This window comes from Bradyrhizobium sp. U87765 SZCCT0048 (assembly GCF_018131225.1).
Taxonomy (GTDB): domain Bacteria; phylum Pseudomonadota; class Alphaproteobacteria; order Rhizobiales; family Xanthobacteraceae; genus Bradyrhizobium_A.
In genome coordinates this window covers 119,877-141,463 of record NZ_JAFCMM010000007.1, presented here as the reverse complement: position 1 = coordinate 141,463, position 21,587 = coordinate 119,877, and the positions used below count along the sequence as shown (strand labels likewise).

Below are 21,587 nucleotides of genomic sequence, written 5' to 3'. Positions count from 1 at the left end.
GCGGACGCGACGATAAGACATCGCCGCCGCGATCACATTCCGTGGACAGGACAACGAATTGCGATATCTGGTCAGACGATGCCGCGAGGCCGGCGGCGCACGGCCGCGCTCATACGGCCGCGCCGCGCTCCGCCAGATAGCGTGCCGGCGGCTTGCCCAGCGCCTTGCGGAACATGGTGACGAACGCGCTGGCGCCTTCGTAGCCGAGATCGAGCGCGACGGCCTGCACCGACGCGCCGCCGGCGAGACGCTGCAAGGCGATGAGAATATGAAGCTGCTGGCGCCAGCGGCCGAAGCTCATGCCGGTCTCGCGCTGCAGCATGCGGGTCAGTGTGCGTGGCGCTATCGCCATGCGCTTGCCCCAGTCGGCGATGGTCGCGCGGTCGGAGGGCTCGGCCATCATCGCCGCGGCGATGTTGCGCAGCTTGGCGTTGGCCGGCATCGGAAAGTTCAGCATCTCGACCGACGCCCGCGCCAGCTGGTCGAGCAGCACCGTGGCGATGCGGCCGTCGGCGCCATCGATGTCGTACAGTACCGGGATCGTCGCGGCGTGCAGCAGCAGGCGCTCGAGCAGTGGCGAGACCGACAGCCCGCAGCATTGCCCGGGCAGTGTCGGCACCACTTCCGGCTCGATGAACACGCAGTAGACCTCGACATGTCCGGAGAAGGTCACGCTGTGCGGCCGATTGCCGGGAATCCACACGGCGCAGCGCGGCGGCACGATCCAGGCGCTGCGATCGGCCTCGCACCGGACGATGCCTCGCATGGTCAGGATGACCTCAGCCTTGCGATGGACGTGGAGGCCGAGCTCCATCCCCCGGGTCGAGATATCAGCGCCAAACGCAGTGATCGCCCGCGGCACGCCTTCGGGGTCGAAACCATCGGCGTCGTCGGGGCGAAGATCGTCTTCGTTAAGCCGGTAGAATGGCATGGTGGATGACGGCCGATCCAGGGGCAGCAGATGGACCGAACGATATCAGGGCGTGGTCGCGGCCTTCAATACGGCGGCATCGCTTGCGAAGGCGCCGACGGCCTTGATCGCGAACATTGGAATTCGAAAAGCTCTAGCGCGCGACGACCTCGACCTCGCCATCGACGCCGTTGACGACGTTGAACGAGCGCTCGAAAACCTTGCCCTCGTTCTTGGCGATGGCGCGGTACTCGCCCTCGGCGAGGATGACGCGCGGGAACGCGCCGATCGATTCCTTGACCACGTCGCCGCCCGGCGTGATCACCGACCACGAGGTGTTGGCCAGCGCCTCGCCGCCCTTCTCGCCGACGAGCTTGAGCGTGATCACCGCCGCGCGGTGGGTGACCGTGACGTCGGTGAGCTTGCCGGCCTGGATGCGGATGTCGGAGCGCACCACCGAGTTGGCGTCGCCATAGTTCGAAATGATGTAGTAGGTGCCTTCCGGCACCAGCAGCACCTCGCCGGCGGCGACGTTCTGCGCCAGCGGCGCACGGTCGCCGACCTCGAACTGGCTGCCCTTGTAGATGCTGAACGCGATCTGGTTCGGCGGGATCTTGCTGGAGCCGACCTTGCCCTCGATGCGCAGGCCGCCGGCCGGCAGGTCGAAGGTCTCGCGGGTGGTGTCCTGGCGGATGGTCACCGGGCGCACCGCGCTGACGAGGCCAAGGCCGACATGGACCACGTAGCTGCCCGGCGGCAGCACGATGTTGGGCGTCGGCGAGCGCTCCTCGCGCACCAGCTTGAAGGCTCCGGCCGCGTCGGGCTTGTCGGCATAGACCCGCCACACCAGACCGCTGTTCACCGTGGCGAGTTCCTTGCCGAACCGCGCCGACAGCGCCAGCACCGGCTGGCCGGGGGTCGCCACTGCGGCAGCGGCCGGTGGCGGCGCCAGCGGCGCGGCGGCTACGGGCGGTTGGGTGATCGGGCTCGGCAGCGCGGCCGGCCCCGCGGCGGCGCCGGACGGCGGCGCAAGGTTCATGGCTGGTCCGGCCGGCGATTCGGGAACCGCGCGGGGCGGGATCGGCGGCGGCCGGTCCGAAAACATCTGGGCCGACGCCCCATGGGGCGCCGCCAGAAGGCCCACCACCAGCAACAGCGACAGGGCGGCCGCAAACGGTCGCCCGGCGCGCCGGCAGTGGTGGCATTTCGGTATCATGACGTGGTTTTTCGACCGAAAACACGGCGAATTCAAGCCTGTGGCGGCCGAATTCATCGCTGGTTCACATGCCGGTGCGGCCCTGCGGTGCCGCCGGCGCCGCCTTGCATGCCCGCCCGGCGCATCGGCGGGTTGCCGTGCGCTCATGGCGAAAACGCCCCCCGGTTAAGGCGAAGGGCACAATTCCTGCCTATATGTGTTGCGAGTGCTGGGGCGGGACAGTGATTTGCGGGCCGGCGTCGGCCGCACCGCGAGAGATTCGCCTTGGGAGACTGCCGTGCTGGAGAGCTTGATTGGACGTAACCGGGACAAGGCGGGCCTCGGGCCGACGCGACGGCCCACCATCGGCCTTGCCCTCGGCGGCGGTGCCGCGCGCGGCTTTGCCCATATCGGCATCCTGCGAACCCTGATCGCCAACGGCATCCTGCCCGACATCGTGGTCGGCACCTCGATCGGCGCCGTGGTCGGCGGCAGCTACGCGGCCGGCCATCTCGACACGCTCGAGGACTGGGCGCGCAGCCTGCAACCCAAGAACATCTTCAGCTACCTCGATATCCGCCTCAACGGCTCCGGCCTGATTGGCGGCAACAAGCTCGCCGCGCAGCTCGAGGCCGCGATGGGGCGCACCCGCATCGACGAGCTGCCGCTGCGCTTCGCCGCCATCGCCACCGAAGTACAGACCGGCCACGAGATCTGGCTGACCCACGGCCGCGTGGTCGATGCCATGCGGGCATCGTACGCCCTGCCCGGGATCTTTTCGCCGGTGGCGATCGGCGACCGCTGGCTGATCGACGGCGCGCTGGTCAACCCGGTGCCGGTGTCGGCGGCGCGCGCGCTCGGCGCCGAAATCGTCATCGCCGCCAATGTCAGCACCGACGTGTTCGGCCACGGCACCATCATCTCCACCCATGGCGCGGCAGAAGAGACCACCGAGGACGAGACGATCGCGACGCCTCCCAGGCGCGGCATCGGCAAGTTCTTCTCGGCCGAGCGCACCGTGAAACGCGAGTTCTTCGGCAGCGGCGACCGCCCGGGCATCTCCACCGTGATGGTGGAGGCCTTCAACATCATGCAGGACCGCATCACCCGCGCCCGCCTCGCCGGCGATCCGCCGGACGTGCTGATCTCGCCGCGCGTCGGCAAGATCGGCTGGTTCGACTTCCATCGCGCCGACGAGACCATCGCCCACGGCGCGCGCGCCGCTGAACGCACCATCGAGTCGATCCAGGAAGCGATCGCGATCCTGTCGCCGACCTCCAGCAATACGCCGGGCATCGGCCAGAACCAGAACCTCGCGCCGTGACGTGGCGCGCGCCTGGCGCGCCGACGGCAATCGGGTCCTGCTGGACAGGCGGCCTTGATCAGGCTGCGGCGATCAGGCGGTCTTGATGTAGTCGTGCAGCGCCTGCTGTTCGCGCTCGTACTCCTCGACACGCGACTTCACGACGTCGCCGATCGAGACCAGGCCGATCAGCCGCTCGCCATCCATGACCGGCAGATGGCGGAACTTGCCCGCAGTCATGGTTTCCATGATATGGCCGACCGTGTCGGTTTCCTTGCAGGTGACGACCTTGCGCGTCATCACCGCGCTCACCGGCTCGTCGAGTACCGAGGCACCGCGCTCGCCGAGCACGCGAACGATATCGCGCTCGGACAGGATGCCTTCGAGGCGCTGGCCCTGCATCACCAGCACCGCGCCGATGCGGCGCTCCGACAGCAGCTTGATCGCCGCCGACAGCCTGGCGTCGGGATCGACGCCGAGCACGTGATGCCCCTTCGCATTGAGGATTGCCCGTACAATCATCGTCGCCTCCTGAGAAAAACAACCGCTTAGCCAGCGCCGCGGCTTTGTATTTTTTCAGTCGTCGACACCGCAGTGTCGAACCGGCTGCGATGATGATGGATGAAATCAGCGGGACTCGCAAGGCAGCGACGGCGGCGTCTGCGGCCGTCAGTCAGATGCGGCCATCCGGGAGATCGGCCGGAGGCGGCTCCGCCGGCGGCAGCGGACTTGGGTCCTCGCTGCGCCGCGACACGGGATCGAACAGCGAAAACAACAGCAGCCCGGCCAGAAAACCGCCGATATGCGCCTGCCAGGCGACGCTCTGCTCCGCGCTCCCCACCGCGATCGCGCCGATGCCGAACACGATATTGATGCCGAACCACACCGCGAGGAACGCGAGCACGCGCGGATTGCGCAGCGCCTGGAACAGCGACAGCGCCGGAACGCGCGCCGCGCGATCGGCATCGGCGGGGCGTGCGAACGACAGGAAGCTGCCATGGCCGAACGCGAACCGCATCGACGCCGCCATGGCGCCGGATACCGACGCGGATGCGCCGATCATCGGCACCACTTCATGCTGATGGGTCAGCAAATGCGCGAGCGAGCCGGCGACCGCCGTCACCGCGAGGAACAGGAAGAAGCGCGCTGCACCAAAGCGCCGGGCCAGAGCGCTGCCGAACGGCAGCATCCACAACGCATTGAAGATGATGTGGCTGGCGTCGGCGTGCAGCAGCGCATAAGTCAGGAATGTCCAGACGGCCGCCGCCTCGCCTCCGGGGAAACGCGGATCCGATAGCGCGAGGTCATAGCGCGCCGGCACGAAGCCGAACGCCCAGATCATCCATTCGCCGAGCTCGTAAGGCAGCATGATCCGGACGAGATGGATCACCGCGAGGAGCGCGAGCAGCGCCGTCATGGCGCCGGGAATGGTCAGGATCGGTTCGCGCGGAGACGACAACGGCTGCAGGTCCAGAGGCTTGGGTACCCTCCAGCGGTCGGCGACGCGGCGGGCGTTGCCTCCAGATAGGCGGCTTTGCCGGGCCGGCGCAAGCGCCCCCTTGCAATGCAGCAGGGCAAATTCCGGTGTGCCGTCAACCGCCGGGCGGCATCGCCCCACCCAAAAGCAAAAGGGAGGGCAAGAGCCCTCCCTTTTCCACGATCGCCGGGGTGCGATCTCAAGTGGTCTTGCCGCAGGATCCCCACCCCTCCCCGCGATGACCAGTCTGCTTGACGCCATCTGTTATCCGCCATGAGCAACCGGCCGTGGAGAACAACCGGCGCCGCGCTGGCGTGATCGGGATACTAGCGCGGTTCGGGAAAACCCCAACTCCATAGTTAATTTAACGTTAACGCCACAAAGGCGCCGCCGGCCCGCTCGGCGGCATGGACGCTGCAAAGTCTGTCCTGCACAAACGAACGACGCCCGAAAGTGACCGGTTCCGGAACACAAGTGTCCGTGCCGGCCCCTTTTCGGGCCAGGAATGCAGGCTGATGAAGCACCCTTCGAACCGGGCCTTTTTTGAATACTGGGACAGCAAGCGCGGCGACGCGCCGGCGCCCGACCGCAGCGAGTTCGATCCCGACGCGGTGCGCGAACTGCTGGGCGACATCTTCGTGCTGGCGTTCGAGGTCGCGGACGGGTTCCCGTTCCGCGTCGCGGGCACGCGCGTGTGCGCGCTGCTCGGCCGCGACGCCAAGGGCCACAGCTTCCCCGGCCTGTTCGCATCCGGCAGCCGGGCCGAGATCACCGATATCCTGACCATCGTCGGCGAGGAGAGCCAGCCTGCGATCGCCGGCATCACCGCACGGGCCGCCGACGGCACGCCGGCGCCGCTGGAGCTGCTGCTGCTGCCGTTCAGCGCCCGCAGCCACGCGCCGCTGAGCCTGACCGGCCTGCTCGCCCCGTTCGACAGCCCGGTCGGCCCGATGACCGATTTCACCCTGACGTCGTGGCGCTACCTCACGCCACGCCCCAAACCCCGCGCCGTCCGCCGCTGGTCGGCGGTGCGCGGCTTCATGGTGTACGAGGGCCTGCGCTGACGCATGACCGGACATCCGCGTTCGCGCAACGTTGGCTGACCGCGTATGATCTTGCCACCCCTTCCCCCTCGCCCTTTCATCGCAACGCCTTGCGTCCGCTCGCGAGCTGCGGAATGATCCGGCCGGGTCTGGGGAGATTCAAATGAAGCTTTTCGCTGGTTTGACCTTGGCTGCCTGCCTGTTCAGCGCCGCCGCTGCCGCCTTTGACGCGAACGGATCTGGCGCGATCTCCGATGGAGGTTGCGTCTGCAAGAGCAATTGCAACAAATTTGCCAGAGCGGGGCAGTACACGCCGCCGCAATTGGCTCAGTGCAAATCCTCTTGCGAGCAAAGGTTCTCGGGCTGCAACAAGGGCGCGCAGCGATAGGCGTCACTCTGCCGAACGGGCATTCGCCGTTCGAGCGAGAGCGACAGGATTTTTCGTTGCCCGCGCGATGCGTTGTCGCCGGCGAGGTCCGGTGCCTGCAGCTCGCGTCACTGCCCCGCCATCAGCGGCTTCAGCGCGGCGCCATCGGGCCCGAACGCCTCGACCTTGTCGCCGATCGCAAACGACATCAGGTCCGCACCGATCATGAACGGGCCCCTGTAGGTGCTCTCGGTGCGCGTGGTCAGCGCCTCCACCGGCACGTCCTGGATCGGCTTCACCCCGGCGAACACGATATGTGAATAGACGGCGAGCTTCGGGTTCGCGATCGAAAAGATCCGGCCCGCCTCCTCCGGCGAGGTGTGGTGGTCCGCGATGGCGCGGTACTCCGGCCGGGCCTGGATCAGCTCCGGCTCGATCACCGACACCTCGTGGATCAGCAGGTCCGCGCCCTTGGCGGCGTTGGCGACGCGCTCGTCGTACCTGGTGTCGCCGGACAGCACGACCTTGTGGCCGGCATATTCCACCATGTAGCCGTAGGCCGGGCGGATGTGCTCGCCGTGGTTGACCTCGAACGCCGTGACCTTGACGCCACCCTTGTCATAGACGGGGCCGGCGACGATGTCCGTGGCGTCGAAGGCGATGCCGGCGGCGGGGAAATGCTCGTCCTCGGTGCGGATGCGGATGTCCTCGGCGAACGCCCGGGTGAGATTTTCGGTCATCGCGACGGTGCCCCTGGGCCCGAACACCACCATCGGCGTCTTGCGCGAGCCCCATGGCGTGCCGATCCAGCCGGTCATCCACATGTCGGGCAGGCCGACGATATGGTCCGAATGCAGGTGGGTGATGAAGTGCGCGGTGACGGCGCCAAGCGGGATCTTCTTCTGGTAGAGGCGGATCGTCGAGCCGCGGCCGAGATCGAACACCAGCTTCTGGTCCCCTGCCTCGACCAGCGTGGACATGCTGAAGATGTCCGGCCGCGGGGTCGGCGTGCCGCTGCCCAGCAATGTCACGCGGATCGCGGGGGCATTGTCCGCCGCCTTGGCGGCCGTCCACGCCCCGGCGAGCATCGCCACGGCAGCAATCAGCTTCAGGGTCGTTCGGGCCACCGGCATCTCCTCGGTCTCTTTCTTGTGTCAGGCTCTATGGTGTCGGGTCGTCAGTCTGGCCCTGGCGGCGCACCGCCGCCAGTCCGCGCCCGCGAGACTAGGGATGGCCTTCCTGCCACGGGATCGGTCATTCGGTGGATGGCGGGAACCGGCTGCGGCCTTTCCGCCGCTAACGGGGTATTAACCCTGACAGCCGTAGGGTTTGCCCCTACCGACCCGCGGTTGAGTGGTACAAGCTTATGGTGTTGGCGCAGCGAAAATCGGCCTTGCCGGTCGCAGAAGAGCGACGGCGGTTTCAGCGCGTCAAGGTGCACCTGCTGGGACGGTACATGCTTCCCGACCGCCGCGAGTTTCCCTGCCAGGTGATCAACATGTCGCCCGGGGGTCTTGCGATGCTGGCGCCGGGCATCGGCAATGTTGGTGACCGCGTCATCGCCTATCTCGACCATGTCGGCCGCGTCGAGGGCAAGATCACCCGCATCATCGACAACGGCTTCGCCATGACGGTGAACGCGACGCCGCGCAAGCGCGACAAGATGGCTGCGCAGCTGACCTGGCTCGCCAACCGCCAGATCCTCAACCTGCCGGAGGATCGCCGCCACGACCGAATCGTGCCGCGCAACCCCACCGCCCGCATCCTGCTGGCCGACGGCCAGGAGATGCTGTGCCGCGTCATCGACATGTCGCTGTCGGGCGCTGCGATCTCGTCGCAGACGCGCCCGGAGATCGGCGCCAAGGTGACCATCGGGCGGGTGCAGGCCCAGGTGATCCGCCACCTCGAGGATGGCTTCGCGCTGGAGTTCGCTTTTCCGCAGCTGCCCGACACTCTCGAAGATAACGTCACCGCCAGGTAAACGCGGCAGCCGCCGTGACGACCGCCAAACCCCGCCCTTCGGCGGGGTTTTTCGTGTCCGCTCGCCGCGACGAGGTCGCGACAATGCCACCGGACACGGTTAATCGCGCCGCCGACCGAATGCGAAATCGCTGCGACGCCAGCTCGTTGCGCCTTAATGCATCAAATTTGAATCAAATGCCGATTGCTCGCATTTGAATCAATCTCGCATCAAAACAGCGGAAAATTCGCGCCAGTTTTGATGCGCATTCGCTTCGAATTGCGAGAAGCGATTTAGCGGCGCCGAAAATCGTCTGTGCGACACATGGTCCAACAAAAAAACGGGGGCCACAGTGTCGCGTAAAACAAAACAGGGCATCGGGCTGGCATGTGCCATCCTGATGGGGTTGACGGCACACGCCAGTGCAGGCGAGCGCCTGCAGCAAGCAAGTCTACCGCCGTCGTCGAACCTGCATGCATCGATCGGAGACACCACGCGTGCGCCGATCGGCTGGGTCGACTTCTGCGCCGATAATCCCAACGACTGCCGCAGCAGCGCAACGCAGCCGCGCGACATCGTGATGACGCAAACCGCATGGCGCGATCTGCTGCGCGTCAATCGCTGGGTGAACGAGAACATCAAGCCGATGACCGACCTCGATCACTGGGGCGTCGTCGAGAAGTGGTCCTATCCGACCGACGGCTACGGCGACTGCGAGGACTATGTCCTGCTCAAGCGCAAGATGCTGATCGACGCCGGATGGCCGCGCGAGGCACTGCTGATCACGGTGGTGCGCGACAAGAACGGCGATGGACACGCGGTGCTGACCGTGAAGTCGGACAAGGGCGAATTCATCCTCGACAACCAGAACGAGGAGGTCGTCGCCTGGACCGAGACCGGCTACCGCTTCGTCAAGCGCCAGAGCCAGAGCGACGCCAATGTGTGGGTATCGCTTGGAGACAACCGGCCCGCCGTCGCCACCGCGACTGCGCGCTGATCCGAAATCCACAAGCCACGAGACCCGCGGCCGGTCACATCCCCACCCCTCCCCGTCCCAGACCGGTTCGCGCGCGGCCAGCTCTCCCCCAAGAGCTGGCCGCACCCCTTTTGGGGGATGATCAGATGCAATTGCGGAAGGCGACGGACGTGGTCGAGGCAAGGCTCGTCAACGCCATGTAGGCCTGCAGGAAGCTGCGCGACGCCGACGGCGCGGTGTCGACGATGTCGATCGACAGCGTCTCCACGGTCTGCCGCCGCCAGTCGATGTCGGCCGGCAGCGCGACCCGCACCGCATAGCCCTTCGGCTTGATCTGCAGGCTCACGCCGTCCATCTTCACCTCCTTGCCGAACGCCGAGACGCCCGTCAGTGTGGCGAACAGCTGCTTGGCCTGGTCCGGCGGCGTGCCGTCCTCGCGCGTCACCAGAGCGAAGCGCTTGCTGCCGGCGTCGCAATACAGCGTCACCGTCGTCCGCTCGTCCGCCGATTTCGCGAAAGCAATGGCCCCCTTGCCGTAGGGCTCGAGCCGCCATCCCGACATCTTGTTCTCGTTCCAGGCGATCTTGAGATCGGTGAGTTCGGTGTCGGTCAAGATGCGAACGTCAGCCGCGCCGGCCGCAAGCGACACCAGGCGCGCATCGGCCCCCATGCGAATGCTGTAGTCGAGCACCGCCGCGAAACGCTGCAGGGACGCGGCCTCGCCCGACACAGGCGGTTTGTCGGACGGCATTACCGTGCCTGCGGTAGCGAAGGGCTGCACGCCGATGTCACCGGCCTTGGCGATACGCCCCGCCCCGCCGAGAAAAGCAAAGACGCACGCGCCGAAGCATTTGGCGCCCGGCAGATCCTCGTGTGGAAAGTTTTTCGAGGGATCGTCGAAGTTGACATTGGAGCGGCCGACGCTCACCTGGATGCGCGCCGCGCGCATCAACTCGCCGAGCTTCATTGCCGCGCCGATGTCGCCAACTGTCGAATTCAACGTCATCGACGGCTGCACACCGAGGTCGGAGTTCTTCTTCAGGAACGCGGCGAAATCGTCGGGCGTCTGCGCGGTGATGTCGCCATCCGCAGCGATCCATTCGCAACCGACGCAATTGCCGCCATTGCCGGCGACCGCAAAACGCATCGCCGCGGCATTCGCCGACGCCACCGTCAGCAGCACGGCTGCGCCTGCGGCAAGCCACATCAACGGCGCGCGCAACCACGCGTGCGCCCGATCTCCCATCCCTGTCATGAAAACGTCCCCGGCACTCTCTGGTGTTGAAATATGGACTTGCAGCAATCGTCGTTCTGAAATGGCCTACGCCGGCAGATGCGGCGTGGTGTTCGGCGCGAGCGGCTCTTCCGCCTCGTCGTGCTCCGGCAGCTTGTCGCCGTGGACGAGAAGCGGCTTGCCGATCCACAGGGGATCGACGAGATGATCGCGCCGCGGGTTGGTGGTGTTGGGATGGATCAGGATGCTGAGGCCGGCATGGTTGAGCATCAGCCACGGCACCAGCGTCGCGAACACGTCATTGGCGAACGCGACCTGGTACATCGCCTGATCATGCGGCCCGACCTTGACGTCATGCCAGTTACCGAGCCGCACCACGAAGCGTTCGCCGATCAGCGTGCGCAGCCGCTCGGCGGCCGCGCGCGAGGTGTTCGGATCGTAGTAGACATGGGCATGGTAGCTCGCGATCTCGGCGAGCGGCCGCGGCGCGGCTTGAGCTGATGACGTCATCGTCTCGTCTCCCTGTCCCCGCTTCAGCCGATCCGCTTGAGGCCGGCCTTGAAGCGCTTGCCGTTCTCGACATAGCGCGCCGCGCCGCCGAGCAGCGCCCTGGATTGCTCGGGGTCGAGGGTGCGGATCGCCTTCGCCGGCGCGCCGACGATCAGCGAGTGGTCGGGAAACACCTTGCCCTCGGTGACCACCGCGCCGGCACCAACCACGCAGCCCTTGCCGATGCGCGCGCCGTTCATGACGATCGCGCCCATGCCGATCAGCGCGCCGTCCTCGACGGTGCAGCCGTGCAGGATGACGTTGTGGCCAATGGTGCAGTTGCGGCCGATGGTCATCGGGAAGCCGGGGTCGGTATGGAAGGTGCAGTTGTCCTGGACGTTCGAGCCCTCGCCGATGTCGATCAGCTCGTTGTCGCCGCGCAGCACGCAGCCGAACCAGATGCTGGTATCGGCCGCGAGCCGGACGTTGCCGATCACCTCGGCGCTGTCGGCGATGAAGTAATGTCCGTCCGCAGGAAACTGGGGCGAGCGCCCGTCGAGTTCATAGATCGCCATACCGCGCCTTCGTTGAGAACAGCAGAAATTGACCGCGCGTCGTCCGCGTAGGCTTCAGACTGCCATGGAATACAAGGAGAAGGCGAGAGGCCTCGCGAGGGTCAGGCGAACATGCCCGCCATCTGCAGCACGCGCAGGAAGACGGTGCCGCACATCATGCTCCAGAAGCCGGCGAGAACGGTCGCCAGCATCACGAACTCGACGCGGCGGTTCTCGATGCGGCGGCCGCGCACGGTGTTGCGCATGATGATGAAGGGCGCAGCGAACACCAGGAAGGGCACGGCGGCGAAGGTGCTGGGGGCAACGCCCTGCGCCAGCAGGCCGAAGCCGGCGGGGCGGTCGGAAAGCACCTGGTAACCGCTGGTCAGGGCGCCGGCGAGCGCGAAGCCGATCAGGAGCGAGAACAGCGAATTGAACACGTCCGGCGACATCTGGCTTCCCCGTTATCCGCCTCGCACGCGGGCTGGACCGCCCGGCCCCTCTGCTTCGCAAAACCCGCCGGCCAGCGCCAGCTCATCCTTAAGAAAGGGTTAACGCGTCCGGCAGGAACCGCGGCGGCGGCATGGCTCGGGCCGCATGCCCGGCGCTATCGCGCGGGTGGCCGTGGCATACTCCCCCCGATTCGCCCCTCGATCGTTGCGGTTGTGATGACGTTGCTTTCAGTTCCCGGGCGCCGGCGCGGCGCGGGCCGTGGTCATGCCCTGCCGATGCTGGTGTCTGTCGCCATCGGCGGCGCGGCGATCGCGGCGGTGACCTATCTGCTGTGGCCGACCTGGACCTCGGGCGGCAGCGCGATCGATCCGTCGCGCCTGCCGATCAGCGTCGGCGGCACCATCTTCGACGTTCCGACCGACAGCGTGCGGATGAAGGTGCAGCGCCACACCGGACCGCAGGACCGCGTCGACCTCTCCTTCGCCTACCCCTCCCTCGCCCCGGGCGAGCAGCCGCGCCATGTCACCGCCGACACGGTCGAGAGTGCACCGCAGACCATCCAGGTGGTGTTCCTGTCGATCGCCGCACACAACGATGCGCTGGCGCCGGAGGAGCGCGAGCGCACCATCTATCCGCGCTACCTCGCCGCCGGCGCTGCGCGCGGCAGCGACGGCCTCAGCCTGCAGCCGTTCCGCGACAACTCGCCCTACGCCAACGAGGACCTCTATGTCGCCGCGACGCCCCGCCTCGTCGCGCGCTGCACCCGCGACGGCGAAACTCCGGGCATGTGCCTGAGCGAACGCCGCATCGGCGGCGCCGATCTCACCTTCCGCTTTCCGCGGAGCTGGCTCGACGACTGGCGCTCCGTGGCAACCGCGATGGACCGCCTGGTCACCCAGATCCACAAGGGCTGATCGCTCCCCTTGCAAAACAAACGCGCGCGGCCCGTGGGCGCGCGCGCGTGATGAAGGCAGACCCGCCGGAATGTCCGGCAGGCGCATGCGCCGGGTTCAGTCGGCGGCGTCTTCGAGATCGCTCTCGAGAATGGCGACCTGGAGCTGGAACGAACGATCATCGTCCTCGTCGTCGACGAACAGCACGCCGATGAACTCCTCGCCGATATAGACCTCGGCGGAATCGTCCTTCTTCGGCCGCGGCACCACGCGAATCTTGGGGTTGCCGAACAGACGCTTCAAATAGGCGTCGAGCTTCCTGACTTCCTTCACGTCCACGGGCATCTCCAACAGCTGAAAGGGATGCGCAGGGTTTAAGCCGAACCGCAGCCGACCGCCAGAGCCAAATCGTCCCGTTGTCCACGGCCGCGGCGAACGCTGCGCACTTGCAAACAGCAAATCGACACGCGCCGCCATGGTGGCGCGGAAACGACATGCGCGCGTCGCAAAGCAGACGCGCCGCCGTCAGAACCGGCCGTCAGATCCGGTCCTCAGATCGACGCGTCGAAGCCGGCGTTGAGCATCTGGTTCATGGTGCGCGACGGCTCGGAACAGCCAGCGGTGCCCACGACCTTGGCCGGCACGCCGGCAACCGTGACATTGTTGGGAACCGGCTTCACCACGACCGAGCCGGCGGCGATACGCGCGCAGTGGCCGACCTCGATGTTGCCGAGGATCTTGGCGCCGGCGCCGATCATCACGCCATAACGCACCTTGGGATGACGGTCCTCGTTCTCCTTGCCGGTGCCACCGAGGGTGACGCCATGCAGGATCGAGACATCGTCCTCGATCACCGCGGTCTCGCCGACGACCAGGCCGGTGGCATGATCGAGGAAGATGCCGCGGCCGATGCGCGCCGCCGGATTGATGTCGGTCTGGAACGCGGCCGAGGAGCGGCTCTGGACATAGTAGGCGAAATCCTTGCGCCCCTTGTTCAGCAGCCAGTGCGCCAGACGATGCGCCTGGATGGCATGGAAGCCCTTGAAGTACAGCAGCGGATCGATGAAGCGCGAGGTTGCCGGATCGCGGTCGAACACCGCGACGAGATCGGCGCGGAAGGCGTTGCCGAGATCGGGCTCGTCACGCAGCGCCTCGTCATAGGTCTGGCGGATGAGATCGCCTGACAGCGCGGCATGGTCGAGGCGCTCGGAAATGCGGTGCACCACCGCCTGCTCGAGACGCTCGTGATGCAGGATGTTGGCATAGATGAAGGTCGCGAGCTCGGGCTCGCGCCGGACGATATCTTCCGCCTCCGCGCGCACGCGTGTCCAGATCGGATCGACGGTGACAAGCGTCGGATGTGCGTCCAGCTGCGTTTTCGCCATTTTCATTTACCCGGAAGCCCTGTGGGAGAAGGAACCTATCACATAATCCGTCTCGGACAGACGACAATCCCGCAACTGTGGTTACGAGCATGCTGTTCCCGGGCCCACACCCGGGTTCCAGCCGGCGGACCATAACGACGGAAACCTTTCAGGAAATCATAGACTTCCGGATGATACGCAGCGCCACGCCTGCGCCAGCGTCATGTGGGCCATGCTGCGCCGCGCTCAGGGGCGCCGGGCGAGGAAATCGCGCACGCCGGCCTTGTAGACGCGATCGCCCACCGCGCGCATGTGATCGCGGTCCGGAATGTCCAGCACCTGCGCCTGGGTGATGACCTCGCCGAGGGCATGGGCGGAGCCGGCGACGTCATCGGTGGTGCCGACCGCGATCAGCGTCGGCACCGCAATCGCCGCCGCCTCCTCCCGCGACATCAGGCGACGTGAGCCGCGCAGGCACGCGGCGAGCGCGCGGCGATCGGACCGCGTCTGGTCGGCGAACGCACGGAAGGTGCGCCCCATCGGATCGGTGACATCGGCGAGATCGTCGGCCTCGAGCGCCTTCGCGACATTCTCGCCGGGACCGCCGCCGGCGATCAGGCCCATGCCGATGCCGCCGAGCACCGCCGAGCGCACGCGCTCCGGCACGCTGTAGGCGAGGTAGGCGGTGATGCGCCCGCCCATCGAGTAGCCCATGATGTCGGCACGCGCGATGCCGAGATGATCGAGCAGCGCGCGCGCGTCGGCGGCCATGGTGCCGATGTGATAGTCCTCGGCATCGTAGAGCTTGGTCGACTCGCCATGGCCACGGTTGTCGATGGCGATGACGCGGCGTCCGGCCTTGGTCAGCTCGGACGTCCACCCGGGATAGACCCAGTTGACGTTCTTGCTCGAGGCAAAGCCGTGAATGAGCAGGATCGGGTCCCCCTCGCCTTCGTCGAGATACGCGATTTCAACGTTGCCGTTGTGAAAGCTCGGCATCGAACCAATCCATTGTTGAGGGGAAGACGGCGACCGGCCTAGTCAATTTAGGCGGACGCGGCAAGGGCCGGAGGCGGCAGACCGGCCGGCGGGGAGAACATGGCAGCGGAGCCTGTCGTGGCGATGGCAGCCGCGCGACGCGCCCGGCGCGCCCTGGCGCGACGCAGCCACCACAACGTCGCCCGCTCGGTGCCCGACTTGATCGAGGCGACCATGCCGAACAGCATCATGACCGCACTGAACAGCCACAGCGCGAGATTGAACGCGCCGCTGGCGAGCAGCAGCGCGCCGCGCCCGAGCAGCTTGATGATCGCGCGGGTCTGGCTGCCCTTTTTTTCGGCAAGCCGCGCCGCACGCGCCATATCCCTGGGTCCGTCCGCAACGCGCAGCGCATCCAGCGCGCCATGCGTGCCGGCCTTCTCACCGATGCGGCCGACATCCTTGGCAACACGCAGCAACGATTCCGCCTTGTCGGCACGAAATGCCGCGCGCAGCGCCGCCGCGCTCTCGCCGGGACGGCTCACCGACGCGGTTTCGAGCGCCCGCTGCAGGCGCGGCGCATCCACCACCTCGCGCGCCGAACGCCCGGCCCAGCTGGCAAGGCCGGCGCCGAGCCGACCGGTCTTGCGGGCATCCTTGACGAGGGTCAGGCCGGCGCGCACCGGCGTCGCGCTGCCGACGGAGAGATACGTCGCCGCGGTCACCGCAAGGCCCGCGGCCGCAAGCCCGAGAATCAGGCGATCGGGCTCCTCGCCCACCGCAATGCGCTTGCCCTCACGCACCACATCGCGCACGTCGCCGAACACGAAGAGATCGCCGGCCACCGTGCCGGACAGACTGGCGAGATCGTTGGCCTCGCCGGTGACGAGACCGCTGGCGAAACGCCACGCGATGGCGCCTGTGGATTGCTCCGCCGCGACCGCATCGGCGACGCGCGTCGCGAGTTCATCCGGCACGGCGATGCGCCGGGCTTTCGCCAGGTCGACAAAACTCTGCGCCAGCTCGGCATCGTCGGCCGCGAGCGCCTCGTCGACCCGACGGACCACGGCCGCCGTATCCGGCAGCGCGGAAACCACGCCGATGTCGGCAAGCGCAACCGGATCGTCCTGGGCCCACAGCAGCGCTGCGGCGCCGCGCGCCTGTGGCCACAGCGCAGCCAGCATGGCCGCGCACATCACGCCGCCTGCAACGGCCGCCGTCACCGATGGGCGCGCAAACGGTCGTCCGGCGATCGTTCTTCCGGCGATTCGCATCTGCAGCTCTCTCCGCGTCCCCGCGCCGTTCATCTCAGGGGCTCCGACACCGCGCGCCGGCATGCCCCTGACTTAAGTCTAGTGCGCTCCACAAGCGCGCGCCTCCCGCCGCCTGCAACCGCCTCGCCCGGCGCTCCGCCATCGGCGCATGTATCCTGATTCCAATGCGGTTTTCGTCGCCTTGCCGCCGTCCTTGCGGCGACCGAGCGGTCAGGGAACATCATCCATTCGCTCCGCCTGGCCGACGAAAGGAGGGCTTCTCCAGAACGACAACATTGTGTCGAATTTCCATGGTGCAAGTCGCCGGGAAGCGCCGCCATGTCTGTCTCGCCAAGCAGCGTTCAATGTCCCGCGCCGCCCGGCGTGGACACCCTTCGGGCTTGCAGGACCGTGCGTCCTGCGCGGCCGTGGGAGAATTTCCGGATCATCGCACCACTGGTCTGGAAGTCGGGGAAATAGGTCAGTATGGTGCCGCGCGCCGCGTCGGCGCACCCGGCGAAACCGAGCAGTTTCGCGGGGTTCTCATCATCCCGCTCGATTGACTTTTTGACAGGCGCGGCCTGGACAGGTGGATAGGTTATGGCTGATCACGTCGTTCCTCACTTTCACAATGACGCCGGAGTGCCGGTCATTGAGATCGGTGCGAGGGAGTTCATGTGCGTGGGCGCCAATCCTCCGTTCGACCATCCGCACGTGTTTCTCGATCTCGGCAACGACAGCGAGATCATCTGCCCGTATTGCTCGACGCTGTATCGCTTCGCCGCCGATCTCGGTGCCGGCGAATCCCGTCCGCCGGAGTGCCGCCTGAAGGACAAGGCGGCCTGAGCATTCCCGTCATCGTCGCCGGCGCCGGCATCGGCGGGCTTACCGCCGCCCTCGCGCTGGCGTCGAAGGGATTTCGCGTCACCGTGCTGGAGCGCGCCGAGCGCCTCGCCGAGGTCGGCGCCGGCCTGCAGCTCTCGCCCAACGCCAGCCGCATCCTGATCGCGCTGGGGTTGCAGCACCATCTCGCCGGGCGCGTGATCACCCCCGGCGGAATCAGCGTCATGAGCGCCCGCGCTGGCCGCGAGATCGGCCGCATTCCGCTCGGCGCACCGGCGGCCCGGCGCTACGGCGCCCCCTACTGGATCGTCCATCGTGCCGACCTGCAGGCCGCCCTGCTCGCCCGCGTTCACGACACCCCTGCCATCACGCTGCGGCTCGGCGCCGCTTTCGCCGGCGTGCGCGACAGCACCGGTGGCGTCGTTGTCGATCACCATGACAACGGCGCGCTCCGCCAGGACGAAGGCGTCGCCCTGATCGGCGCGGACGGCGTGTGGTCCAGCGTGCGCGGCACCGTCGCGCCGGAGGCACAGGCGCGCTTCAGCGGCCGCATCGCCTGGCGCGGCACTGTCGAGACCGCGCACCTGCCGGCCGGCACCGGCCGCGACCGCGTGCAGCTCTGGCTCGGTCCCAACGCCCATCTCGTCGCCTACCCGATCTCCGGCGGCGAGCGCTTCAACGTGGTGGCGATCGCCAATGGCGACTGGCATGGCGAGGGCTGGGACGCCAACGCCGAGCGCAACGACATCGAGAACGAATTCCGCCTCGCGCGCTGGCCGGATGCCGCGCGCGCCCTGGTCGGCAGCGTCGAGAGCTGGCGGCGCTGGGCGCTGTTCGCGGTCGACGCGGACGGGCCGTGGACGCGCGGCCGCGTCGCGCTGCTCGGCGACGCCGCGCACGCCATGCTGCCGTTCGTGGCGCAGGGCGCGGGCATGGCGATCGAGGATGCAGCGGTGCTCGCGGCCTGTCTTGGCGACGGCGGCGACGTTGCCGCGGCACTGACGCGCTATGCGTCGCAGCGCCGGGCGCGGGTGGCGCGGGTGCAGCGCACCGCCTGGCAGACCGGCCGGATCTATCACCTGCGCGGGCTGATGGCGCAGGCGCGCGACGCCGCGATCGGCGTCATCGGCGGCGACCGCCTGCTGGCGCGGCAGGACTGGATCTATCGCTGGCAGGCCAACTAAGCGCGCTCGGCCATATCACTGATTGCCGGCGCGGCGCTTACCGAGCTTGTTGAGATCCCTGGCCGTCGCCGCCGCATCGGGCGCGTCCGGCGGCAGCGTCTCGCTGTCGCAGCGATGGCGCATCCAGACGTCGTCGGCGAGCTTGGCCTGCGCCTTGGTCGCCAGAAGGTCGTTGCCATAGGCGACTTCGGAAATCACCGGCCCGCCGGCGCCGGTCCTGGCCTTGGCCATCAGCATCTGCAGTTCGTCGATGCGTTTGGTGTTGGCCTGGCGCACGGCGCGGAGCTGGACGCAGCTGTAGAGATCGTACTTGGCCGGATCGACGAACGCGGTGGCGGCGTTGTCGGCGATGCTGGCGCAGCCGGCGGCAAAGGCGCAGGCGACCGCGACGGCGGCGATGCGGGCGAAGCGGTTAACGGTCGGCAGGCGGACGATCATGCGGCGGACTGTCTTGGCGGAGGCTCTGGGCAGGTGCGTAAAGCGCAGCCACGTGTCGGGAATGAGGCCGCAGCCTTCCCTTACACGGCTGTGCGACCGCCGCCAATGCCGCCCTTTGTCGCCGCGTTCCCGTGGCATTTCAAGGAGATGACAGCGGCTTCCGGTGAGCCCGGCGCATCCCTTCCGGTATCGTCGCAGGCGCGAATCGCGCGTATGCGGCGCCGGGAGTCCATCGGGAATCCGGCCCTCCCCACCCGGTCCCGAGTCGTGAATCGGAAGTAAACGAAGGCTGTGGACATGCGAAAATAAAGCTGCGGACTCCCCGGATGGAATCGCGCCATCCTCCCGGGCATGACGAAGATCCTTGCAACCGCAGTGACGGGCCTGCATCTGATCGTGCCGCTGGCGCTGACTGCCGCGGTGTCGTTCAACGCGTTCGTGATCTACGCCTGGCTGTAAGGCCGACAGCCGCGCACGGGCCGATTCCGCCTTCGCCATTCCTGCGCTCTTCGATCGTCCGCCATCCCTGTGCCTCGCTGCTTGCAGCGCTGACGCCGCCGCCTGGCGCCGCCGTTCACGGCTGCGATTGCGCCACATAGGCGGTGAGCTCCGCCGTGAGGTGATCCATCGCCAGGCGCAGGCGGTGGCTGGCGCGCAGATCCTCGTGCAGCACCAGCCAGACCTCCAGCGACATGCCGATCTCGCCGGCGAGCACCGACACCAGATTCGGATCACGCCGCGCGATGCCATGCTGGATGAAGCCGATGCCGAAGCCGGCACGTACCGCGGCGAGCTGCGCCAGATCGCTGTCGGTGCGCAGCGCGAAGTTGTCGCGCGTGATGCCGAGGCGCTCCTGCAGCTCGCGCAGGAACGGCGTCTCGCGATCGAAGCCGATGAGCGTGTGCGCGCTGAGCGCGGCCGCGCGCGTCGACGGCGCGCCGGCCGCGGCGATGTAGCTGCGATGGGCATAGAGGCCGAGGGCGACATTGCCGATCCGCCGCGCCACCAGCGCCTGCTGGCCGGGGCGCACCATGCGCACCGCGATGTCGGCCTCGCCGCGCAGCAGGTCCTCGACCCGGTTGGAGAGCGACAGCTCGATGCCGACCGCCGGATGGCGGCGGCGAAACGACGTCAGCATCGGCGGCAGCACCTCCGCGCCGACGATCTCGCTGGCGGTGATCCGCACGGTGCCTGCGGCATCCGAGGTGCCGCCCGACGCCGAACGCACCATGGCGCGCGAGGCCGCCGCCATCGCCTCGGCATGCGGGGCGATGTCCCTGGCCGCGTCGGTGGCCACGAGACCGCGCTGGGAGCGGATGAACAGCGCGGTGCCCAGCGCCTCCTCGAGCTCCGCGATCTGGCGGCCGAGGGTCGGCTGGGTCATGCCGAGAACCCGCGCAGCCCCCGACAGGCTGCCTTCCTGCAACACCGCGAGGAATGAACGGTAATGGCTCCAGCTGGGCTCTCTCATACATTTATGTATATCAAAACAAATTTATTAGGCAATTATCGAATATCGCCGAGGAGCGCATGGTCGCTTTCAGGATCGAACATCCGACAAGCACCTGGAGACACACCATGACCTCGCTCGACACCACCTCGGCTTCCCCCTCCCGCCCGCGCATCGCCCTTGTCATCGGCGCCACCGGCGGCATCGGCGGCGAGACCGCCGCGGCGCTGGTCCGCCACGGCTGGACCGTGCGCGGCCTCAGTCGGCGTCCGCAGCCCGCCCACCCCGACATCACCTGGGTGGTCGGCGATGCCATGGTCGCCGAGGACGTGCGCCGCGCCGCCGAAGGCGTGGCGCTGATCGTGCATGCCGCCAACCCGCCCGGCTATCGCGACTGGGACAGGGTGGTGCTGCCGATGATCGACAACACCATTGCCGCTGCGACCGCCGCCGGCGCGCGCATCGTGCTGCCGGGCACGATCTACAACTTCGGCCCCGACGCCTTCCCGTCGCTGCGCGAGCCCTCGCCGCAGCGACCCATGACGCGCAAGGGCGCGATCCGCGTCGCGCTGGAGCGGCGGCTCGCGGCCGCGGCGCAGGCCGGCACCGGCGTGCTGATCGTGCGCGCGGGCGACTATTTCGGCCCGAGCACGACCGACAACAGCATGTTCTCCGCGGCGATGATCCAGCGCGGCGCGCCGGTGCGCCGCATCCTCGAGGTCACCGCGCGCGGCACCAGCCACGCCTGGGCCTACCTGCCCGACGTCGCCGAAACCATCGCCATGCTGATGGACCGTGCGGAGACGCTGGCGCCCTTCGAGGTGTTTCACTTCGCCGGCTACCAGCTCGTCGCCGGCGAGATGGCGGCGTCGATCGCGCGTGCCGTCGGCGCGCCGCGGCCGCGGGTGTGGCCGTTCCCGTGGCCGCTGGTCGTGGCGCTGCAGCCGTTCGTCCGGCTGTTCCGAGAGATGTCCGAAATGCGCTATCTGTGGCGCACGTCGATCGCGCTCGACGACAGCAAGCTGCGCGGCGTTCTCGGCGCGGCGATGCCGCTGACGCCGCTCGATGAAGCGGTGCGCGCGTCGCTGAAGGGGCTGGGGTGTTTGCCGGCGCGGTGAAGGTCAACTACGCAACCAGCTGAATCCCGCAACTATGTAATGTCTTCGCCTTCCACGTGCGAAAGCTATCCATCCCATAACATCTGCCTGTGAGCCGTCATGGGT

At 67.6% G+C, this 21,587-nt stretch carries 24 protein-coding genes; 9 read left to right on the top strand and 15 right to left on the bottom strand.

The genetic code is table 11. The annotated features are described in order from the left end of the window. Positions 1–109: 109 nt before the first annotated feature. A complete protein-coding gene (locus JQ639_RS33065) occupies positions 110–931 on the bottom strand; it encodes an AraC family transcriptional regulator (RefSeq protein ID WP_211964399.1) in 822 nt (273 codons plus the stop codon). Between the two features lie 133 nt (positions 932–1,064). Beyond that, positions 1,065–2,126 (bottom strand): RgsD C-terminal domain-containing protein, encoded by a 1,062-nt coding sequence (locus JQ639_RS33060; RefSeq protein WP_211964397.1) that lies wholly within the window; start codon positions 2,124–2,126, stop codon positions 1,065–1,067. A gap of 277 nt (positions 2,127–2,403) precedes the next feature. Between JQ639_RS33060 and JQ639_RS33055 the strand changes: the two genes are divergently transcribed. Next, positions 2,404–3,429, top strand: a complete 1,026-nt coding sequence (locus tag JQ639_RS33055) for a patatin-like phospholipase family protein (protein ID WP_211964395.1) — start codon at positions 2,404–2,406, stop codon at positions 3,427–3,429. 72 nt (positions 3,430–3,501) lie between these two features. Here JQ639_RS33055 and JQ639_RS33050 read toward each other — a convergent pair whose 3' ends face one another. Then, positions 3,502–3,930: a CBS domain-containing protein gene (locus tag JQ639_RS33050; RefSeq protein WP_211964393.1), complete on the bottom strand. Its 429-nt coding sequence runs from the start codon at positions 3,928–3,930 to the stop codon at positions 3,502–3,504. A gap of 151 nt (positions 3,931–4,081) precedes the next feature. After that, positions 4,082–4,876: a rhomboid family intramembrane serine protease gene (locus JQ639_RS33045; RefSeq protein WP_371745024.1), complete on the bottom strand. Its 795-nt coding sequence runs from the start codon at positions 4,874–4,876 to the stop codon at positions 4,082–4,084. A 524-nt stretch (positions 4,877–5,400) separates the two neighbouring features. Between JQ639_RS33045 and JQ639_RS33040 the strand changes: the two genes are divergently transcribed. Together JQ639_RS33040 and JQ639_RS33035 are read left to right on the top strand one after the other, a co-directional pair. Beyond that, positions 5,401–5,949, top strand: a complete 549-nt coding sequence (locus JQ639_RS33040; protein WP_211964391.1) for a PAS domain-containing protein — start codon at positions 5,401–5,403, stop codon at positions 5,947–5,949. A 142-nt stretch (positions 5,950–6,091) separates the two neighbouring features. Next, positions 6,092–6,316, top strand: a complete 225-nt coding sequence (locus tag JQ639_RS33035; RefSeq protein ID WP_211964387.1) for a hypothetical protein — start codon at positions 6,092–6,094, stop codon at positions 6,314–6,316. 107 nt (positions 6,317–6,423) lie between these two features. Here the strand turns inward: JQ639_RS33035 and JQ639_RS33030 are convergent, their stop codons facing one another. Next, the gene (locus JQ639_RS33030) at positions 6,424–7,422 is read right to left on the bottom strand and encodes an MBL fold metallo-hydrolase (RefSeq protein ID WP_349644666.1); all 999 of its coding nucleotides are present in this window, start codon (positions 7,420–7,422) and stop codon (positions 6,424–6,426) included. Between the two features lie 239 nt (positions 7,423–7,661). Here JQ639_RS33030 and JQ639_RS33025 point away from each other — a divergent pair, with 239 nt between their 5' ends. Together JQ639_RS33025 and JQ639_RS33020 are read left to right on the top strand one after the other, a co-directional pair. Beyond that, positions 7,662–8,276: a PilZ domain-containing protein gene (locus JQ639_RS33025; protein WP_211964385.1), complete on the top strand. Its 615-nt coding sequence runs from the start codon at positions 7,662–7,664 to the stop codon at positions 8,274–8,276. Between the two features lie 379 nt (positions 8,277–8,655). Further along, positions 8,656–9,252: a transglutaminase-like cysteine peptidase gene (locus JQ639_RS33020; protein WP_211965085.1), complete on the top strand. Its 597-nt coding sequence runs from the start codon at positions 8,656–8,658 to the stop codon at positions 9,250–9,252. A gap of 121 nt (positions 9,253–9,373) precedes the next feature. Here JQ639_RS33020 and JQ639_RS33015 read toward each other — a convergent pair whose 3' ends face one another. The 4 genes from JQ639_RS33015 to JQ639_RS33000 all read right to left on the bottom strand — a co-directional run bounded on the left by JQ639_RS33015 (position 9,374) and on the right by JQ639_RS33000 (position 11,960). Next, entirely contained in the window at positions 9,374–10,486 is a 1,113-nt protein-coding gene (locus JQ639_RS33015; RefSeq protein ID WP_211964383.1) for a COG3904 family protein, read from the bottom strand. Positions 10,487–10,552: 66 nt separating this feature from the next. Next, positions 10,553–10,975: a DOPA 4,5-dioxygenase family protein gene (locus tag JQ639_RS33010; protein WP_211964380.1), complete on the bottom strand. Its 423-nt coding sequence runs from the start codon at positions 10,973–10,975 to the stop codon at positions 10,553–10,555. 23 nt (positions 10,976–10,998) lie between these two features. Next, on the bottom strand, positions 10,999–11,529 hold the full coding sequence (locus tag JQ639_RS33005) for a gamma carbonic anhydrase family protein (protein WP_211964379.1): 531 nt from the start codon (positions 11,527–11,529) through the stop codon (positions 10,999–11,001). Between the two features lie 101 nt (positions 11,530–11,630). Further along, positions 11,631–11,960, bottom strand: a complete 330-nt coding sequence (locus JQ639_RS33000; protein ID WP_211964377.1) for a DUF6949 family protein — start codon at positions 11,958–11,960, stop codon at positions 11,631–11,633. A gap of 216 nt (positions 11,961–12,176) precedes the next feature. Between JQ639_RS33000 and JQ639_RS32995 the strand changes: the two genes are divergently transcribed. Further along, entirely contained in the window at positions 12,177–12,875 is a 699-nt protein-coding gene (locus JQ639_RS32995; protein WP_211964375.1) for a hypothetical protein, read from the top strand. 96 nt (positions 12,876–12,971) lie between these two features. On the opposite strand, the gene JQ639_RS32990 is transcribed toward JQ639_RS32995, so the two are convergent. The 4 genes from JQ639_RS32990 to JQ639_RS32975 all read right to left on the bottom strand — a co-directional run bounded on the left by JQ639_RS32990 (position 12,972) and on the right by JQ639_RS32975 (position 16,380). Beyond that, a complete protein-coding gene (locus JQ639_RS32990; protein ID WP_211964373.1) occupies positions 12,972–13,193 on the bottom strand; it encodes a DUF3126 family protein in 222 nt (73 codons plus the stop codon). Positions 13,194–13,405: 212 nt separating this feature from the next. Continuing rightward, entirely contained in the window at positions 13,406–14,239 is an 834-nt protein-coding gene (cysE, locus tag JQ639_RS32985; protein WP_211964371.1) for a serine O-acetyltransferase, read from the bottom strand. A 225-nt stretch (positions 14,240–14,464) separates the two neighbouring features. Then, positions 14,465–15,217, bottom strand: coding sequence for an alpha/beta fold hydrolase (locus JQ639_RS32980; protein WP_211964369.1), 753 nt, complete (start codon positions 15,215–15,217; stop codon positions 14,465–14,467). Positions 15,218–15,264: 47 nt separating this feature from the next. After that, positions 15,265–16,380: a hypothetical protein gene (locus JQ639_RS32975; protein WP_249122880.1), complete on the bottom strand. Its 1,116-nt coding sequence runs from the start codon at positions 16,378–16,380 to the stop codon at positions 15,265–15,267. A 669-nt stretch (positions 16,381–17,049) separates the two neighbouring features. Here JQ639_RS32975 and JQ639_RS32970 point away from each other — a divergent pair. Then, the gene (locus tag JQ639_RS32970) at positions 17,050–17,295 is read left to right on the top strand and encodes a zinc-finger domain-containing protein (RefSeq protein ID WP_211964367.1); all 246 of its coding nucleotides are present in this window, start codon (positions 17,050–17,052) and stop codon (positions 17,293–17,295) included. Continuing rightward, positions 17,268–18,476: an FAD-dependent monooxygenase gene (locus JQ639_RS32965; protein ID WP_349644665.1), complete on the top strand. Its 1,209-nt coding sequence runs from the start codon at positions 17,268–17,270 to the stop codon at positions 18,474–18,476. The genes JQ639_RS32970 and JQ639_RS32965 overlap by 28 nt, the downstream gene beginning before the upstream one ends. 15 nt (positions 18,477–18,491) lie before the next feature. Here the strand turns inward: JQ639_RS32965 and JQ639_RS32960 are convergent, their stop codons facing one another. Together JQ639_RS32960 and JQ639_RS32955 are read right to left on the bottom strand one after the other, a co-directional pair. Next, entirely contained in the window at positions 18,492–18,914 is a 423-nt protein-coding gene (locus JQ639_RS32960; RefSeq protein WP_211964363.1) for a twin-arginine translocation pathway signal, read from the bottom strand. Positions 18,915–19,488: 574 nt separating this feature from the next. Beyond that, entirely contained in the window at positions 19,489–20,385 is an 897-nt protein-coding gene (locus JQ639_RS32955; RefSeq protein ID WP_211964362.1) for a LysR family transcriptional regulator, read from the bottom strand. 107 nt (positions 20,386–20,492) lie between these two features. On the opposite strand from JQ639_RS32955, the gene JQ639_RS32950 reads away from it, so the two are divergent. Next, entirely contained in the window at positions 20,493–21,482 is a 990-nt protein-coding gene (locus tag JQ639_RS32950) for an NAD-dependent epimerase/dehydratase family protein (protein WP_211964361.1), read from the top strand. Positions 21,483–21,587: the final 105 nt, after the last annotated feature.

Excerpts from the sequence above, each read along its gene's own strand:
- JQ639_RS33065 (WP_211964399.1), bottom strand. The coding sequence starts at position 931 with ATGCCATTCTACCGGCTTAACGAAGACGATCTTCGCCCCGACGACGCC.
- JQ639_RS33060 (WP_211964397.1), bottom strand. The coding sequence starts at position 2,126 with ATGATACCGAAATGCCACCACTGCCGGCGCGCCGGGCGACCGTTTGCG.
- JQ639_RS33050 (WP_211964393.1), bottom strand. The coding sequence starts at position 3,930 with ATGATTGTACGGGCAATCCTCAATGCGAAGGGGCATCACGTGCTCGGC.
- JQ639_RS33040 (WP_211964391.1), top strand. The coding sequence starts at position 5,401 with ATGAAGCACCCTTCGAACCGGGCCTTTTTTGAATACTGGGACAGCAAG.
- JQ639_RS33035 (WP_211964387.1), top strand. The coding sequence starts at position 6,092 with ATGAAGCTTTTCGCTGGTTTGACCTTGGCTGCCTGCCTGTTCAGCGCC.
- JQ639_RS33025 (WP_211964385.1), top strand. The coding sequence starts at position 7,662 with ATGGTGTTGGCGCAGCGAAAATCGGCCTTGCCGGTCGCAGAAGAGCGA.
- JQ639_RS33020 (WP_211965085.1), top strand. The coding sequence starts at position 8,656 with ATGGGGTTGACGGCACACGCCAGTGCAGGCGAGCGCCTGCAGCAAGCA.
- JQ639_RS33015 (WP_211964383.1), bottom strand. The coding sequence starts at position 10,486 with ATGACAGGGATGGGAGATCGGGCGCACGCGTGGTTGCGCGCGCCGTTG.
- JQ639_RS33010 (WP_211964380.1), bottom strand. The coding sequence starts at position 10,975 with ATGACGTCATCAGCTCAAGCCGCGCCGCGGCCGCTCGCCGAGATCGCG.
- JQ639_RS33005 (WP_211964379.1), bottom strand. The coding sequence starts at position 11,529 with ATGGCGATCTATGAACTCGACGGGCGCTCGCCCCAGTTTCCTGCGGAC.
- JQ639_RS33000 (WP_211964377.1), bottom strand. The coding sequence starts at position 11,960 with ATGTCGCCGGACGTGTTCAATTCGCTGTTCTCGCTCCTGATCGGCTTC.
- JQ639_RS32995 (WP_211964375.1), top strand. The coding sequence starts at position 12,177 with ATGACGTTGCTTTCAGTTCCCGGGCGCCGGCGCGGCGCGGGCCGTGGT.
- cysE (WP_211964371.1), bottom strand. The coding sequence starts at position 14,239 with ATGGCGAAAACGCAGCTGGACGCACATCCGACGCTTGTCACCGTCGAT.
- JQ639_RS32980 (WP_211964369.1), bottom strand. The coding sequence starts at position 15,217 with ATGCCGAGCTTTCACAACGGCAACGTTGAAATCGCGTATCTCGACGAA.
- JQ639_RS32975 (WP_249122880.1), bottom strand. The coding sequence starts at position 16,380 with ATGCTGGCTGCGCTGTGGCCACAGGCGCGCGGCGCCGCAGCGCTGCTG.
- JQ639_RS32970 (WP_211964367.1), top strand. The coding sequence starts at position 17,050 with ATGGCTGATCACGTCGTTCCTCACTTTCACAATGACGCCGGAGTGCCG.
- JQ639_RS32960 (WP_211964363.1), bottom strand. The coding sequence starts at position 18,914 with ATGATCGTCCGCCTGCCGACCGTTAACCGCTTCGCCCGCATCGCCGCC.
- JQ639_RS32955 (WP_211964362.1), bottom strand. The coding sequence starts at position 20,385 with ATGAGAGAGCCCAGCTGGAGCCATTACCGTTCATTCCTCGCGGTGTTG.
- JQ639_RS32950 (WP_211964361.1), top strand. The coding sequence starts at position 20,493 with ATGACCTCGCTCGACACCACCTCGGCTTCCCCCTCCCGCCCGCGCATC.